The 15,638-nt window shown below is 71.8% G+C and carries 11 protein-coding genes; 9 read left to right on the forward strand and 2 right to left on the reverse strand.

Annotation, left to right across the window (positions count from 1 at the left end):
• Positions 1-16 precede the first annotated feature (16 nt).
• Complete coding sequence (locus D466_RS21990; protein ID WP_018914625.1) at positions 17-1,327, forward strand: FGGY-family carbohydrate kinase; 1,311 nt, start codon at positions 17-19, stop codon at positions 1,325-1,327.
• Between the two features lie 82 nt (positions 1,328-1,409).
• On the forward strand, positions 1,410-2,336 hold the full coding sequence (locus D466_RS21995; RefSeq protein WP_196803497.1) for an SEL1-like repeat protein: 927 nt from the start codon (positions 1,410-1,412) through the stop codon (positions 2,334-2,336).
• 17 nt (positions 2,337-2,353) lie between these two features.
• Here the strand turns inward: D466_RS21995 and D466_RS0115505 are convergent, their stop codons facing one another.
• Entirely contained in the window at positions 2,354-3,538 is a 1,185-nt protein-coding gene (locus D466_RS0115505) for an acyl-CoA dehydrogenase family protein (RefSeq protein WP_018914627.1), read from the reverse strand.
• A gap of 77 nt (positions 3,539-3,615) precedes the next feature.
• Between D466_RS0115505 and D466_RS0115510 the strand changes: the two genes are divergently transcribed.
• Positions 3,616-5,058 (forward strand): 3'-5' exonuclease family protein, encoded by a 1,443-nt coding sequence (locus tag D466_RS0115510; RefSeq protein WP_018914628.1) that lies wholly within the window; start codon positions 3,616-3,618, stop codon positions 5,056-5,058.
• 58 nt (positions 5,059-5,116) lie between these two features.
• Positions 5,117-5,857: an SDR family oxidoreductase gene (locus D466_RS0115515; protein ID WP_231385747.1), complete on the forward strand. Its 741-nt coding sequence runs from the start codon at positions 5,117-5,119 to the stop codon at positions 5,855-5,857.
• On the opposite strand, the gene prpR is transcribed toward D466_RS0115515, so the two are convergent.
• Entirely contained in the window at positions 5,847-7,898 is a 2,052-nt protein-coding gene (prpR, locus tag D466_RS0115520; protein WP_018914630.1) for a propionate catabolism operon regulatory protein PrpR, read from the reverse strand. The two genes, D466_RS0115515 and prpR, sit on opposite strands and share 11 nt — an antisense overlap.
• A 187-nt stretch (positions 7,899-8,085) precedes the next feature.
• Here prpR and prpB point away from each other — a divergent pair, with 187 nt between their 5' ends.
• The 5 genes from prpB to D466_RS22000 all read left to right on the forward strand — a co-directional run bounded on the left by prpB (position 8,086) and on the right by D466_RS22000 (position 15,371).
• Positions 8,086-8,973 carry a methylisocitrate lyase gene (gene prpB, locus D466_RS0115525; protein WP_018914631.1) on the forward strand — a complete coding sequence of 296 codons (888 nt, stop codon included), beginning with the start codon at positions 8,086-8,088 and terminating at the stop codon, positions 8,971-8,973.
• Between the two features lie 23 nt (positions 8,974-8,996).
• Positions 8,997-10,151: a 2-methylcitrate synthase gene (prpC, locus tag D466_RS0115530; protein WP_018914632.1), complete on the forward strand. Its 1,155-nt coding sequence runs from the start codon at positions 8,997-8,999 to the stop codon at positions 10,149-10,151.
• A 10-nt stretch (positions 10,152-10,161) separates the two neighbouring features.
• Entirely contained in the window at positions 10,162-12,756 is a 2,595-nt protein-coding gene (acnD, locus tag D466_RS0115535) for a Fe/S-dependent 2-methylisocitrate dehydratase AcnD (RefSeq protein ID WP_018914633.1), read from the forward strand.
• Positions 12,757-12,772: 16 nt separating this feature from the next.
• Entirely contained in the window at positions 12,773-13,969 is a 1,197-nt protein-coding gene (gene prpF / locus D466_RS0115540) for a 2-methylaconitate cis-trans isomerase PrpF (protein WP_018914634.1), read from the forward strand.
• A 175-nt stretch (positions 13,970-14,144) separates the two neighbouring features.
• Positions 14,145-15,371 (forward strand): hypothetical protein, encoded by a 1,227-nt coding sequence (locus tag D466_RS22000; protein ID WP_018914635.1) that lies wholly within the window; start codon positions 14,145-14,147, stop codon positions 15,369-15,371.
• Positions 15,372-15,638: the final 267 nt, after the last annotated feature.

Genomic DNA, 15,638 nt, shown 5'->3' on the forward strand with positions numbered 1-15,638 from the left:
AGCTTCGACCCCGCCCATGTTCCCGCCCCCTGCCCGCTCCGGCATTTCCGCGCCCCGCGCCGCGCTGGCGCGCGTGGCGGCGGGGCTGGACTTCGGCACCAGCGGCGCGCGCCTGTGCGTGATCGACCGGCGCCAACGCCGCCTGTTCGAGACCGCCTGCCACTACGCCGACGCGCGCGCCCAGGGCTGCGCCGAGTGGGAGGGCGCGCTGTTCCAACTGCTGGCGGCGATTCCCGCGGCGCTGCGCGCGCGGCTGGACGCGCTGTCGCTTTGCGCCACCTCCGGCAGCGTGTTGTGGGCGGGGCGCAACCTGCGCCCGCGCGGGCCGGTGCTGATGTACTTCGAGCATCGGCCTGCCGACTTCCCGCCCGGCCACAGCGGTCCTCTGGACGGCCTGGCCCGGCTGGCCTGGCTTTGGCAGGAACTGGGCAGCCAGGCGCTGGACGACGCCCTGGCGCTGCACCAGGCGGACTGGCTGTTCGCCCGGTTGCGCGCGGGCGGCCTCGCCCGCGGCGGCATCACCGACTGGCACAACGCGCTCAAGAGCGGCGGCGACCCCGCACGCTGCGCGTGGAGCGAGCCCGCCTCGCGCCAGCCCTTCGCGGCGCGGCTGCCGCGCATCGTCGCGCCGGGCAGCCGCATCGGCCGCGTGGATCCCGCGCTGGCGCGCCTGATGGGCCTGCGGCCCGAGCTGCGCCTGGTGGCGGGCACCACCGACGCGAATGCCGCCTTCCTGGGCAGCGGCGCCGACCGCCCGGGGCTGGGCTTGAGCAGCCTGGGCAGCACGCTGGCCCTCAAGCTGCTGTCGCCGCGGCGCATCGACGATGCGAGGCACGGGGTCTACAGCCACCGCTTCGGAGCCGGCTGGCTGGTCTCCGGCGCCAGCCAGGCCGGCGGCGCCGCGCTGCGGGCCCTGTTCGACGACCAGCGCCTGCGCGAACTCAGCGCGCGCATCGACCCCGAACGCGACAGCCCGCTGGACCTGTACCCGCTGCCGGGCGTGGGCGAGCGCTTTCCGCGGGCCGATCCCGGCATGCGCCCGCGCCTGGCTCCGCGCCCGCACGACGATGCCGAATACCTGCACGGCCTGCTGCAGGGCCTGGCGCGCATCGAGGCGCAGGGCTATGCACGCTTCGCCGAACTGGGCGCGCCGGCGCCGCGCGAGGTGCTGAGCTGCGGCGGCGGCGCGGCCAACCCCGCCTGGACCCGCCTGCGCGAGCGCATGCTCGGATGCCCGGTGCGCGCCGCGCGCCACGCCGACGCTGCCTTGGGCGCGGCGCGCCTGGCGCTGCTGGGCATGCGCGTATTCCCGCGCTCGCCCCCGTGAAGAAAGGATGGCGGGCGCCGTTCGGCGGGTGGAGAATATTGCAAGAGAATGTCACCCTGCGCCCGCCTGGGCATCCCGGCCGATGAACGCCACAAGCATTCCCAAGGAAGTCGTAGAACTCGCGCACTCGGGAGACATGGTTGCCCAGGAGTGGCTGGGCGACCACCTGCGCAATCTCGGCGAGCACGAGCAGGCGGGCGTCTGGTACGAACGCGCGGCCATCCTGGGCTCGGCCAGCGCCCAGTACAACCTGGGCTGGATGCACTACCACGGACGCGGCGTCGCGCAGGACTATGCGCGCAGCATGTACTGGTGGAAAAAGGCCGCGGAACAGAACATGGTGCGAGCCATCGGGTCCATCGGCATTCTGTTCGAGAACGGCCAGGTGGTGGCGCGCAATCACGCCGAAGCGGCGCGCTGGTACCGCGCGGCCGCCGACCAGGGCGACGCTCCGTCCAACTGGTTCCTCGGGCGCCTGTACCTGCAGGGCCTGGGCGTGCCGCGGGATCGCGCGCTGGCCTTGCAGCTGTTCCGGCGCGCCGCCGAGCAGTCCCACCGTTCCGCGCAGTACTCGCTGGGCCTGACCCTGCTGTCGGGCCATGCCCGCGAGCGCTGGCCCGAAGCCGTCGACTGGCTGCGCCGCGCGGCCGACGAGGGGCACGACGCCGCCCAGTACATGCTGGGCCTGACCCTCCTGCGCGGGCGCCGCGCGCCGCGTGATCTGGCCGCCGCGCTGCGCTGGCTGAACCGCGCCGCCGAGCAGGGCCATGTGCTGGCCCAGTACCAGCTGGGCAAGATGTACTGGCGCGGCATCGGCGTGCTGCCCGACGTGGGGCTCGCCAAGCACTGGTGGAAGCTGGCGGGCGCGCAGCGCCACATGCCGGCCCGCGCGGCACTGCGCTACCTGCGCGGCCAGATGCTCGAGCACGGCATCGATTTCGAGCACACCGACTTCTCCCCCACCGTGGCCGGGCTGCCGGCGGGAAGGCGGCGCCGCTCCAGCGCCTGAGCCGGCGCCCAGGCTGTCTAGCCCTGGCGCAGCGAGGCGTCGCGGCGCCCGGCGAGGATCTTGCGGCCCAGGCTGTGGCGGTGCACCTCGCTGGGGCCGTCGTAGATGCGGAAGGCCCGCAGGTCGGCGAAGATGCGCGCCACCACGCTCTCGCCCGTCACCCCCTGGCCGCCGAGGATCTGCACGCAGCGGTCGACCACCCGCCATTCGGCCTCGGAACAGACCACCTTGGCGCGGCTGGACTCGAAATTCGCGCGCTCGCCGCGGTCCAGAAGCCAGGCGGTGTGCCAGATGTGCAGGCGCGCGGTGTGCAGGTCCATCTCGTTGTCGGCCAGCATGAAACCCACGCCCTGGTGCTCGCCCAGCGGGCGCCCGAAGGCCTGGCGCCGGCGCGCGTAGGCCAGCGCCTCGTCGTGCGCGCGCCGCGCCTGTCCCAGCCAGCGCATGCAATGGGTCAGGCGCGCCGGCGCCAGGCGCACCTGCGCGTAGCGCATGCCCTGCCCCAGCTCGCCCAGCACGTCGGCCTCGCTGACGCGCAGGCCGCCCAGGCGCACCACGCCATGGCCCCCGGTGAAGCAGGAATCCATCGCGTCCATGGTGCGCAGCACCTCGATGCCCGGGCGGTCCATCTCGCACAGGAACATGGTCGCCGAGCCGTCCTCCATGCGCGCCATGACGATGCCCAGGCCCGCGCCCCGGGCACCGGTGATGAACCACTTGATCCCGTCGATCACCCAGCCGTCGCCGTCGCGCCGGGCGGTCGTGGACAGCATCGACGGATCGGAGCCGGCCCCAGGCGGCGGTTCGGTCATGCAAAAGCACGAGCGCAGCCTGCCCTGCACCATCGGCGCCAGCCAGCGTTGCTTCTGCGCCGGGGTGGCCACCGCTTCCAGCAGATGCATGTTGCCCTCGTCGGGCGCGTGCACGTTCAGCGCCGTCGGGCCCAGCGAAGAGTAGCCGGCCTCCTCCAGCACGACCGCCTTGGCCACGTGGCTCAGGCCCATGCCGCCGAACTCGGGCGAAGCCTGCGGGGTGAGCAGCCCGGCGCCGCGCGCCAGGGCCACGAGTTCGTCACGCAGGTCCTCGGAAGGGCCGTGCGCGCCGTAGCGCGGGTCGCCCTCGAAGGGGAGGATCTGTTCGGCGATGAAGCGCCGTACGCGCAGCTGCAACTCCTGCAACTCGGGGGAAAGGCTGAAGTCCATGGTCGGGGCGGCACGCGGAGTCGGACACTGGACACCCATGGTACGCAAGCGCGCGGGTGTGCAGGCACAATGCCCGCATGCTCCCGAGTTACCTGCTGCTCGACCTGGAAACCACCGGCGGCGACCCGGTGCGCGACCGCATCACCGAGATCGCCGCCATCCGCTTCGACGGCGGCCGGGAGACGGCGCGCTGGCAAAGCCTGGTCGACCCTGGACGCCCGATTCCCCCCTTCATCCAGCGCCTGACCGGGATCAGCGACGCCATGGTGGCCGGCGCTCCCGCCTTCGAACAACTGCTCGACACCCTGCTGCCGCTGCTGGAAGGCGCGGTGCTGGTGGCGCACAACGTGCGCTTCGACCACGGATTCCTGAAAAACGCGCTGGCGCGCGCCGGCGTCGAGCCGCGTCTGCGCACCCTGTGCACGGTGCGCCTGTCGCGGCGCCTGGAGCCCCAGCATTCCGGCCACGGGCTGGACGCCATCATGCGCCGCCACGGCCTGGTCAACCCGGCCCGCCATCGCGCGCTGGGCGACGTGCTGGTGCTGCGCGACTGGCTCGAGCGCATGCGCGAGCTGCATGGCGAGGCCGCGCTGGCCGCGCACGCGCAGGCGCTGCTGCAGGCCGCCGCCAGCCTTCCGCCCCAGCTGCGCACCGACGTCTCCACGCTGCCCGAAGGCCCCGGCGTGTACCTGTTCCACGGCGAGGGCGAGATCCCGCTGTACATCGGCAAGAGCGTCAACCTGCGCCGGCGCGTGCTGTCGCATTTCCAGGCCGACCACCGCGACGCCCGCGAGACGCGCCTGAGCCAGGAGCTGCGCCGCGTGGAGGTGCGCGAGACCGCCGGCGAGCTGGGCGCGCTGCTGCTCGAGGCCCGGCTGGTCAAGCAGCTGCAGCCGCTGTTCAACCGCAAGCTGCGGCGCGACAACCAGCTTTGCAGCTGGCGCCTGGCCGCGGATCCGGCGCAGCGCCCGCTGCTCACGCTGGTGCGCGGCGAGGAACTCGATCCCGAGGTTGTGCCCAGCCTGTACGGCACCTACCGCAGCCGGCGCCAGGCGCTGCAGTCGCTGCGCGACCTGGCCGACGCGCAGGGCCTGTGCCAGCGCCTGCTCGGCCTGGAAAGCGGCACCGGGCGCTGCTTCGCGCATCAGCTGGGCCGCTGCCGCGGCGCCTGCTGCGGCGAGGAGAGCCCGCAGCGCCACGCCTTGCGCGTGCAGGCCGCGCTGGCCTCCGAGCGCCTGCGCGCGTGGCCCTGGAGCGGCCCCGTGGGCCTGCGCGAGGTCTCGGACGACGGCCAGCGCAGCGACCTGCACGTGTTCGACCAATGGCGCCACCTCGGCACCGTGCACGACGAGGCCGAGCTGGAGGACCTGCTGCGCGAGCGCCGGGCCGGCGCGGGCTTCGGCTTCGACCTCGACACCTATCGGCTGCTGCTGGCGCACCTGGCCAGGCCCGGCCGCGCGCAGCCGCTGCCGCTGCGCGCGGCGCGGGCGGATCCTGCAGGGATCGGCGAGCCGGCCTAGGATTTCCCCGGATGCACACCGCAGGGCACTGGACCCTGCATTTTCCCGGGAGGACTTCATGAGCTTGCGAATGCGTGACCTGCGCGGACAGGTCGCGGTGATCACCGGCGCGTCCAGCGGCATCGGCGCCGCGGCGGCGCGCGCACTGCACGCCGAGGGCGTGCGCGTGGTGCTGGCGGCGCGCAGCCGCGAACGCATCGAGGCCCTGGCGAGCGAACTGGGCGAAGGTGCGCTGGCCCTGCCCACCGACGTCGGCGACGCCGCACAGGTGGGCGCCTTGTTCGACACCGTCCAGCAGCGCTTCGGCGGCCTCGACCTGTTGTTCAACAACGCGGGCGTGGGCTACCACGGCGCATTCGAGCACGGCAAGGTCGAGGAGTGGAAGGCCACCATCGACGCCAACCTCTGGGGCGTTCTGCATTGCACGCGGGCGGCGATTCCCCTGCTGCACGGACGCCCCGGGGCGATGATCAGCACCGTCTCCAGCGTCGGCGGGCGCCGCGGCATCGAAGGCTGGGCCGTCTACAACGCCACCAAGTTCGCGGTGGTGGGCCTGCACGACGCGCTGCGCAAGGAACTCGGCGGCGAAGGCATCCGCGTGTCGCTGATCGAGCCGGGCGCCGTCTACACCGAGTGGGGGCACAACGTGCCGGCGGAACAGATGAAGGCGCGGCGCGACTCCATCCAGGCGCTGCATGCCGAGGACATCGCGCAGGCGCTGCTGTGGGCCTTCGCGCAGCCGCCGCACGTCAACGCCGTGGAGTCGCTGATCCTGCCCACGCGCCAGGTCAGTCCCTGAGGCGAGCGCCGGCGGCGCCCGCGCGCAGCTTGCGCCACAGCGTGCTGCGCGCGATGCCCAGGCGCTCGCAGGCCAGCGCCTGGTTGCCCCCGCATTCGGCCAGCGTGCGCTCGATGAGCTCACGCTCGGATTCGGCGCGACGGCCCGCCAGCGTGCCGGCGCCCGCGACGGGATGCCCGGCGGCCACCGGCGCGCTGCGCGCGGTGTCGGCGGGCGACGCGGCGGTGCCCGCCCCAGGGGACGGCAGCGGCGCGCGGCGCGCCAACTCCGGCAGCCACTCGGCCAGCGCGACGGCGTCGGCGCCCGCCGGGTCGTGGCCGGCGGCGCCCGCCACGCGCTCGCACAGGTTCTCCAGTTCGCGCACGTTGCCGGGCCAGTCGTAGTCGGCGGCCTGGGCGATCAGGCGCAGCAGTTCGCGCAGCAGGGGGGCGCGCGAGGTGTCCGGCGCATGTGCGCGCTCCAGCGCCCGCTCCAGCAGGTGCGCGCACAGCGCCGGCAGATCCTCGCGGCGCTCGCGCAGGCTGGGAAGCTCCAGGCGCAGGATGTTGATGCGGTAGTAGAGGTCGCGCCGGAACAGCCCGGCCTCGATGCGCTCGGCCAGGTCCCGGTGCGTGGCGGCGATCACGCGCACGTCCACCGGCGTGGGCTCGGTGGCGCCCACGCGCAGGATCTCCCGCTCCTGCAGCACGCGCAGCAGCCGGGTCTGCAGCGACACCGGCATGTCGCCGATCTCGTCCAGGAACAGCGTGCCGGTATGGGCGGCCTCGAACAACCCGGCCTTGCCTGCCTTGCGCGCGCCGGTGAAGGCGCCCTCCTCGTAGCCGAACAGTTCGCTTTCCAGCAGCGACTCGGGGAAGGCCGCGCAATTGATGGCCACGAAAGGCTGCGCGCGGCGCCGGCTGGCCGCGTGCAGGCCCTGCGCGAACAGTTCCTTGCCGGTTCCGCTGTCGCCCACCAGCAGCACGGTGGCCTCGCTGTGCGCGAAGCGTTCGGCCTGCGCCAGCGCACGGCGCATCGCCGCGGACTGGCCGACCAGGTCCGACAGGCGCCAGCGCGTGCCGGTCGGCGCCGGCCGCGCGCGCGCGCGCAGGCTGCGGTCCACGCGCTGGATCGCGGCAGGGTCCTGGCAGGTCAGCACGGCCCCGGTGCGCAGGCCGCGCTCGACGATGGGACTGCGGCTGATCACCAGGGTCTGCGCGCCGAAGCGCACGATGTCCTCGGCCTGCTCGACGCCGTCGCGCAGGGTGCGCGCCAGCGTGAACTCCGGCGCCACGTCGCCCAGCACGCGCCCCAGCAACTGCGCGCGGCTGCGCCCGAGCAGGCGCTGCATGGGCGGGTTCACGGCCTCGATGCGCTCGGCCTCGTCGACCGCCACCACGCCGTCGCGCAATTGCTCCAGGATGGTGTTCAGGCGTTCGCGCTTGGCCGAGGCCAGCCGGGAGGCACGGGCAATTTCCACGGCGTCGTCGATGGCCGCGCGAACCGCGTCGTGGGAATACAGCAGGATGCCCCGCATGCCGGCCTGCTCGGCCAGGTCCAGCACCATGCCGGGAGCCACCACCACGTCGATGCCCTCCTCGCGCAGGGACTCGACGCACGCGGCCGCCTGCGCCTCGCTGCGGTAGCTGCGCTGGGTCACCTGCAAGCCGAAGCCGCGGCTGAACTGCTCCACCTCGGCGCTGATGGCCCCGAAGCTGACCAGGGCGATGCGCGGCGACAGCTCGCGCGCGCGCGCCAGCGCATGCATGAGGTCGAATCCGCCGACCTTGACCATGACCACCGGCAGATCGCAATGGCTGCGCAGGAATTCGCCGTGCAGGCCGGCGGCCACCAGCACGTCCACTCGTTCGACGGCGCGCTGCGCCTCGATCTCTACCAGCGCCTCGTCGAAACCCCGGTCGACCACGTCGACGCGGGCACGCCGCGCGTACTCGGGAGCCACCTCGAGCAGCAACTGCTTCAGCCGCAGGAAGCCGATGGCCAGGATGCGCGGCGGCGCCTCTGCGGCGGCGGCGGACGGGGTGGACGGATGCTCGGCCATGGCGCAAGATGAGAGGCTCGGGTTGCAGGATTGGAACATGTATTTCACTTTTGCAACAGCCCGCATCCGGCGAATCGTCGTGCAACCCAGGCTTTCCCGTGGAAATTCCAGGGCTTGCGCGCAGACCCACGCGGTGGCACGCTCCTTGCGATCGCTGCCCCGTAGCCCCCACAACTTGCCCCTTGCCATGAAATCTCCAGGATCCCTGTTTCGCGCCGCGCTGGCCGAGGAAAGCCCGCTGCAGGTCATCGGCGCCATCAACGCCAACCACGCGCTGCTGGCCCAGCGCGCCGGCTACCGCGCGATCTACCTGTCCGGCGGCGGGGTCGCCGCCGGCTCGCTGGGTATGCCCGACCTGGGCATCAACACCCTGGACGACGTGCTCACCGACGTGCGGCGCATCACCGACGTGTGCGAACTGCCGCTGATGGTGGACATCGACACCGGCTTCGGCCCCAGCGCCTTCAACATCGCGCGCACGATCAAGGGCCTGATCAAGTTCGGTGCCGCCGCCTGCCACATCGAGGACCAGGTGGGCGCGAAGCGCTGCGGCCACCGCCCCGGCAAGGAAATCGTGTCCTCCGAGGAAATGGCCGACCGCGTGAAGGCCGCGGCGGACGCGCGCACCGACGCGCAGTTCTTCCTGCTGGCGCGCACCGACGCCATCGCGGTGGAAGGCGTGGAGCGCGCCATCGAGCGCGCGCGCGCCTGCGTCGAGGCCGGCGCCGACGGCATCTTCGCCGAGGCGGTGCCCGACCTGGCCACCTACCGGCGCTTCGTCGACGAGCTGAAGGTGCCGGTGCTGGCCAACATCACCGAATTCGGCAAGACCCCGCTGTTCACGCTGGACGAACTGCGCACGGCCGGCGTGGCCATCGCGCTGTACCCGCTGTCGGCCTTCCGCGCCATGAACAAGGCCGCCGAGAACGTGTACCAGAGCATCCGCCGCGACGGCACCCAGCGCGCGGTGCTGGACACCATGCAGACCCGCGACGAGCTGTACGACCGCATCGGCTACCACCGCTACGAGCAAAGCCTGGACCAGATGTTCGCCGGCCGCCGCAACCCCCAATGATCCGTACCCAGGAGCGCCCAAGCATGTCCGAGACCACCACCCCGGGCTTCAAGCCCAAGAAGTCCGTCGCCCTGTCGGGTACCGTCGCCGGCAACACCGCCATCTGCACCGTCGGGCGTACCGGCAACGACCTGCACTACCGCGGCTACGACATCCTGGACCTGGCCGAGACCTGCGAGTTCGAGGAGATTGCCTTCCTGCTGGTGCACGGCAAGCTGCCCGGCGCGGCCGAACTCGGCGCCTACAAGACCAAGCTGCGCGCGCTGCGCGGCCTGCCGCAGGCGCTGCGCCAGGCGCTGGAGGCGCTGCCTGCGTCCAGCCATCCGATGGACGTGATGCGCACGGCCGTGTCGGTGCTGGGCTGCCTGCTGCCCGAGAAGGACGACCACAACCTGCCCGGCGCGCGCGACATCGCCGACCGCCTGATGGCCAGCCTGGGCTCGGCGCTGCTGTACTGGTACCACTTCAGCCACAACGGCCGGCGCATCGAGGTGGAGACCGACGACGACTCCATCGGCGGGCATTTCCTGCACCTGCTGCACGGCCGGCGCCCGAACGAGCTGTGGGTGCGCGCGATGCACACCTCGCTGATCCTGTACGCCGAGCACGAGTTCAACGCCTCCACCTTCACCTCGCGCGTGGTCGCCGGCACCGGCTCGGACATGTACTCGGCCATCGCCGGGGGCATCGGCGCGCTGCGCGGCCCGAAGCACGGCGGCGCCAACGAGGTGGCCTTCGAGGTGCAAGGCCGCTACGCCGGCCCCGACGAGGCCGAGGCCGACATCCGCCGGCGCGTCGAGAACAAGGAGGTGGTGATCGGCTTCGGCCACCCGGTCTACACGGTCAGCGACCCGCGCAACAAGGTGATCAAGGCGGTGGCCCGGCGCCTGGGCGAGGACCAGCGCGACCTGCGCCTGTTCGCGATCGCCGAGCGCCTGGAAAGCGTGATGTGGGACATCAAGAAGATGTTCCCCAACCTGGACTGGTTCTCCGCCGTGAGCTACCACCTGATGGGCGTGCCCACCGCCATGTTCACGCCGCTGTTCGTGATCTCGCGCACCTCGGGCTGGGCCGCGCACGTGATCGAGCAGCGCCAGGACGGCAAGATCATCCGCCCCAGCGCCAACTACGTGGGCCCCGAGGACCAGAGCTTCGTGCCGCTGGCCAAGCGTTCCTGAGCCGATCCCCATGAACAAGCGCTACCGCAAGCAACTTCCCGGCACCGCCCTGGACTACTTCGACGCCCGCGAGGCCGTCGAGGCGCTGCGCCCGGGCAGCTGGGACACGCTGTCCTACACCGCCCGCGTGCACGCCGAGAACCTGGTGCGCCGCTGCGACCCGCAGCGGCTCGACGAGTGCCTGCTGCAGATCGCCGAGGGCCGCCGCGACCGCGACTTCCCCTGGTTCCCGGCGCGCGTGGTGTGCCACGACATCCTGGGCCAGACCGCGCTGGTGGATCTGGCCGGGCTGCGCGACGCCATCGCCGCCGAGGGCGGCGACCCGGCGCGGGTGAACCCGGTGGTGCCGGTGCAGCTGATCGTGGACCACTCGCTGGCCGTCGAGTGCGGCGGCGACGACCCCGAGGCCTTCGCCAAGAACCGTGCCATCGAGGACCGGCGCAACGAGGACCGCTTCCACTTCATCGACTGGTGCCGCACGGCCTTCCGCAACGTCGACGTGATCCCGCCGGGCAACGGCATCATGCACCAGATCAACCTGGAGCGCATGTCCCCGGTGATCCACGCCGACGCCGGCGTGGCCTACCCCGACACCCTCGTGGGCACCGACAGCCATACCCCGCACGTGGACGCGCTGGGCGTGATCGCGGTGGGCGTGGGCGGCCTGGAGGCGGAGAACGTGATGCTCGGGCGCGCCTCCTGGATGCGCCTGCCGGAGATCGTCGGCGTGGAGCTGGACGGGCGCCCCGCCCCCGGCATCACCGCCACCGACATCGTGCTGGCGCTGACCGAGTTCCTGCGCAAGTCCAAGGTGGTGGGCGCCTATCTGGAATTCCGCGGCGAGGGAGCCGCCGCGCTCACGCTGGGCGACCGCGCGACCATCTCCAACATGGCCCCGGAGTACGGCGCCACCGCGGCCATGTTCGCGATCGACGAGCAGACCCTCGAGTACCTGCGGCTCACCGGGCGCGCGCCCGAGCAGGTGCGGCTGGTGGAGACCTACGCGAAGACCGCCGGCCTGTGGGCCGACAGCCTGGCCGGCGCGCAGTACGAGCGCACGCTGCGCTTCGACCTCTCCGGCGTGGTGCGCAACCTGGCCGGCCCCTCCAACCCGCATGCCCGCGTGGCCACGACCGAGCTGGCCGCCAAGGGCATCGCGAGGCCCTGGGAACAGCAGCCCGGGCGCATGCCCGACGGCGCGGTGATCATCGCCGCCATCACCAGCTGCACCAACACCTCCAACCCGCGCAACGTGATCGCCGCCGGCCTGCTGGCGCGCAACGCCCACCGCCTGGGGCTGCAGCGCAAGCCCTGGGTGAAGAGCTCGCTGGCGCCGGGTTCCAAGGCGGTACGCCTGTACCTGGAGCAGGCCGGGCTGCTGCCCGACCTGGAGGCGCTGGGCTTCGGCATCGTCGCCTATGCCTGCACCTCCTGCAACGGCATGTCCGGCGCGCTGGACCCGGCCATCCAGCAGGAAATCCAGGAGCGCGACCTGTACGCCACCGCCGTGCTGTCGGGCAACCGCAATTTCGACGGGCGCATCCACCCCTACGCGAAGCAGGCCTTCCTGGCCTCACCGCCGCTGGTCGTGGCCTACGCCATCGCCGGCACCATCCGCTTCGACATCGAGCGCGACGTGCTGGGCACGGCCGGCGGGCGCGACATCCGCCTGGCCGACATCTGGCCCGACGACGCCGAGATCGACGCGCTCGTGCGCTCGGCCGTCAAGCCCGAGTTCTTCCGGCAGGTCTACGAGCCCATGTTCGCGCTGCGCCCGCAGAGCGCGCAGGCCGCCGAGCCGCTGTACGCCTGGCGCGAGCGCTCCACCTACATCCGCCGCCCGCCCTACTGGGAAGGGGCGCTGGCGGGCGAGCGCACGCTGCGCGGCATGCGCCCGCTGGCCATCCTGCCCGACAACATCACCACCGACCACCTGTCGCCCTCCAACGCGATCCTGCTCGACAGCGCCGCCGGCGAGTACCTGGCGCACATGGGCCTGCCCGAGGAGGACTTCAACTCCTACGCCACCCACCGCGGCGACCACCTCACCGCGCAGCGCGCCACCTTCGCCAACCCCACGCTGAGCAACGAGATGGTGCGCAACGCCGACGGCAGCGTGCGCCGGGGCTCGCTGGCGCGCGTGGAACCCGAGGGGCGGGTCATGCGCATGTGGGAGGCCATCGAGACCTACATGCAACGGCGCCAGCCGCTGATCATCGTCGCCGGCGCCGACTACGGCCAGGGCTCCTCGCGCGACTGGGCGGCCAAGGGCGTGCGCCTGGCGGGCGTGGAGGCCATCGCCGCCGAAGGCTTCGAGCGCATCCACCGCACCAACCTGATCGGCATGGGCGTGCTGCCGCTGCAGTTCCAGCCCGGCACCACGCGCCTGAGCCTGGGCCTGGACGGCACCGAGACCTACGACGTGGCGGGCGAGCGCAAGCCCGGCGCCACGCTCACGCTGGTGGTGAACCGGCGCGACGGCAGCCGCGCCGAGGTGCCGGTGACCTGCCGCCTGGACACCGCCGAGGAGCTTTCGATCTACGAAGCCGGCGGAGTCCTGCAGCGCTTCGCCCAGGACTTCCTGGCCGAGTCGAAGACCGCCTGAACCCGAGGAACCCAGCATGTCCGAGCTTGCCCAGATCCGCATTCCCGCCACCTACATGCGCGGCGGCACCAGCAAAGGGGTGTTCTTCCGCCTGCAGGACCTGCCGGAAGCCGCGCGCCAGCCCGGCCGCGCGCGCGACCGGCTGCTGCAGCGGGTGATCGGCAGCCCCGACCCCTACGCCAAGCAGATCGACGGCATGGGCGGCGCCACCTCCAGCACCAGCAAGACGGTGATCCTGTCCCCCTCCACGCGCCCGGGCCACGACGTGGACTACCTGTTCGGCCAGGTGGCCATCGACAGCGACTTCGTCGACTGGAGCGGCAACTGCGGCAATCTTTCCGCGGCGGTGGGCCCCTTCGCCATCGCCAGCGGCCTGGTGCCGGCGAACAACGTACCGCACGACGGCGTGGCCGTGGTGCGCATCTGGCAGGCCAACATCGGCAAGACCATCGTCGCCCACGTGCCCATGCGCGCCGGCGCGGTGAAGGAAACCGGCGACTTCGAGCTCGACGGCGTGACCTTCCCCGCCGCCGAGGTGCAACTCGAGTTCCTGGACCCGGCGGCCGACGAGGACGGCGACGGCGCCGGCGGGGCGATGTTCCCCACCGGCCACGTGGTGGACACGCTGGAGGTCCCCGGCGTGGGCAGCTTCGCGGCCACGATGATCAACGCCGGCATTCCCACCATCTTTCTCAACGCTTCCGACCTCGGCTACCGCGGTACCGAGTTGCAGGACGCGATCAACTCCGACCCCGCCGCGCTGGCCCGCTTCGAGACCATCCGCGCGCACGGGGCCGTGCGCATGGGCCTGATCCGCAGCGTGGACGAGGCCGCCACGCGCCAGCACACGCCCAAGGTGGCCTTCGTCGCGCCGCCGGCCGACTACGTCGCCTCCAGCGGCAAGCACGTCGCCGCGGGCGACATGGACCTGCTGGTGCGCGCCATGTCCATGGGCAAGCTGCACCACGCGATGATGGGCACGGCGGCCGTGTCCATCGGCACCGCCGCGGCCATTCCCGGCACCCTGGTCAACCTGGCCGCCGGCGGCGGCGAACGCTCCTCGGTGCGCTTCGGACACCCGTCGGGCACGCTGCGCGTGGGCGCCGAGGCCGTGCTCGACAAGGGCCAGTGGAAGGTGACCAAGGCCCTGATGAGCCGCAGCGCCCGCGTGCTGATGGAAGGCTGGGTGCGCATCCCGGGCGACGCGTTCTGAATCCCCCAGGGCCGGGCTGCGCCCGGCCCTGCCCCGCGTGGGGGTCCAGGAATCCTGGGGCGGCCCTGCGATTCCTCGAGACGGCCCCCCGGCTCGCGGGGTCTTGTATCCGCACGCCTGCACGGGCAAGCGGGGGCCCCTAGTCTGGCGGGCAGCGAACCGACGCGCGCCCGCCATGCCCAATCACCTCAACTTCAAGTTCACCACCGTGCGCGGCGGCGGGCCCCCGGCGACCGTGCGCTGCAGCTGCGACGACTTCTGGAGCGTGGCCCAGCAGCGCGCGATGCTCGAGCTGTACCCCCGTGTGGTGCACAAGGAGCCGCGGTTCATCCAGCTCTCCCGGGAGGACATCCGGATCATTCCCCCTCCGCCGGAACCCAAGCCGCTCGCCGAGGGTCAACGCCTGCGGTTGCTGGAGCGGCAGCACGCCCGCTTCATGGGCGCCAAACCGGGGCAGTCGCTCGGGCCGCCGCCTGATCCCCTGGCGAGGGCCGAACGGGATCCGGCCGTGATCGAGCACTACCAGCGCGACGGCCTGCGCTACGCGACGCGCGCCCGGCTCATCGCCCGCGCCTACGCCTGCATGTACCTGGAAGACTTCGAGCACGGCAACCCTAAGCTGCAGGGCCGCTTCTACTGGGCCGGGCTGGCCGCCTTCGCGTCCAAGCAGGTGGCCTGCACGCTGGAAAAGCTGATCGTCCACTGGCTCGCCCGCGACACGATCCGGGCCCTGGGCAAGGGCAACCTGTGGCTGTACAACGATGCCTGGCCCTGGCATTACGCCTGGGCGCTGTGCCCCAAGTCGGTCGAGATCTGCACCCAGGAGCGCGACGCGCAGAACCTGCACCCCACGGTGCTGAGCAACTTCAGCGCCCAGGAATGGGCGAAAGAGGTCATTGCCTGCGTACCCTGGCATATCGACGAGCAAACCGGAGAAGTCGGGAAACCCATCGGACAGTTCCGCATCGCCCCGCTGATGAGCGAGGCGATCGAGGGGTGGAAGCGCATCGAGGACGAGTCGAACCCGGACAACCGTCGAGCGCTGTGCATGGATCACCTCTGGGCCATGGCCCGCCACGAGCAGGGGGAAGTGCTGCAAGGCCTGGTCTACAGCGACGACGACCTCATCAGGAATCTCGAACAAGGCCGATTCCTTCGCGACCGCATGAGACTGGACAAGCTCTTCTACCTGTTCAAGCTCCAGCTCAGTTTCAGCGCCGAGGAATACACCGACGACGACGAATTCCGCTCCGAGGCGCCCAGGGGAATCGCCCTCGAGCACTACAAGGAGCGCATGGATTGGATCAAGAACACCGCGCAGCAATACGACAAGCTCATGTTCGGCGACAAGCGTGAGCGCATGCTCGCCGAGTTGCGCAAACTGGCCGAATGGGATGGCTGACGCGCCCCGCGTCGCGACGCGACGGCGGCTGCTGATCGCAGCCCTGGCCGCCGCCAGCGGCCTGGCCCTTGCCCAGCGCAAACACTCATGGCTGCCCGCCTCCTCCGCACGTTCCCCGAACGGAGCCACCATGGCCGACGACACCGCGACCATCGCCCTGGGCGATCCCAGCGCCTCCTACCTGGGCCCCAAGGGTCCCAGCATCGAGCGCAAGCCCGTGGGCATCGACTTCCACAAACACAACTGGCCCTTCGATCAACTGGGCAC

Source organism: Thiomonas sp. FB-6 (assembly GCF_000377645.1).
GTDB lineage: Bacteria > Pseudomonadota > Gammaproteobacteria > Burkholderiales > Burkholderiaceae_C > Thiomonas_A.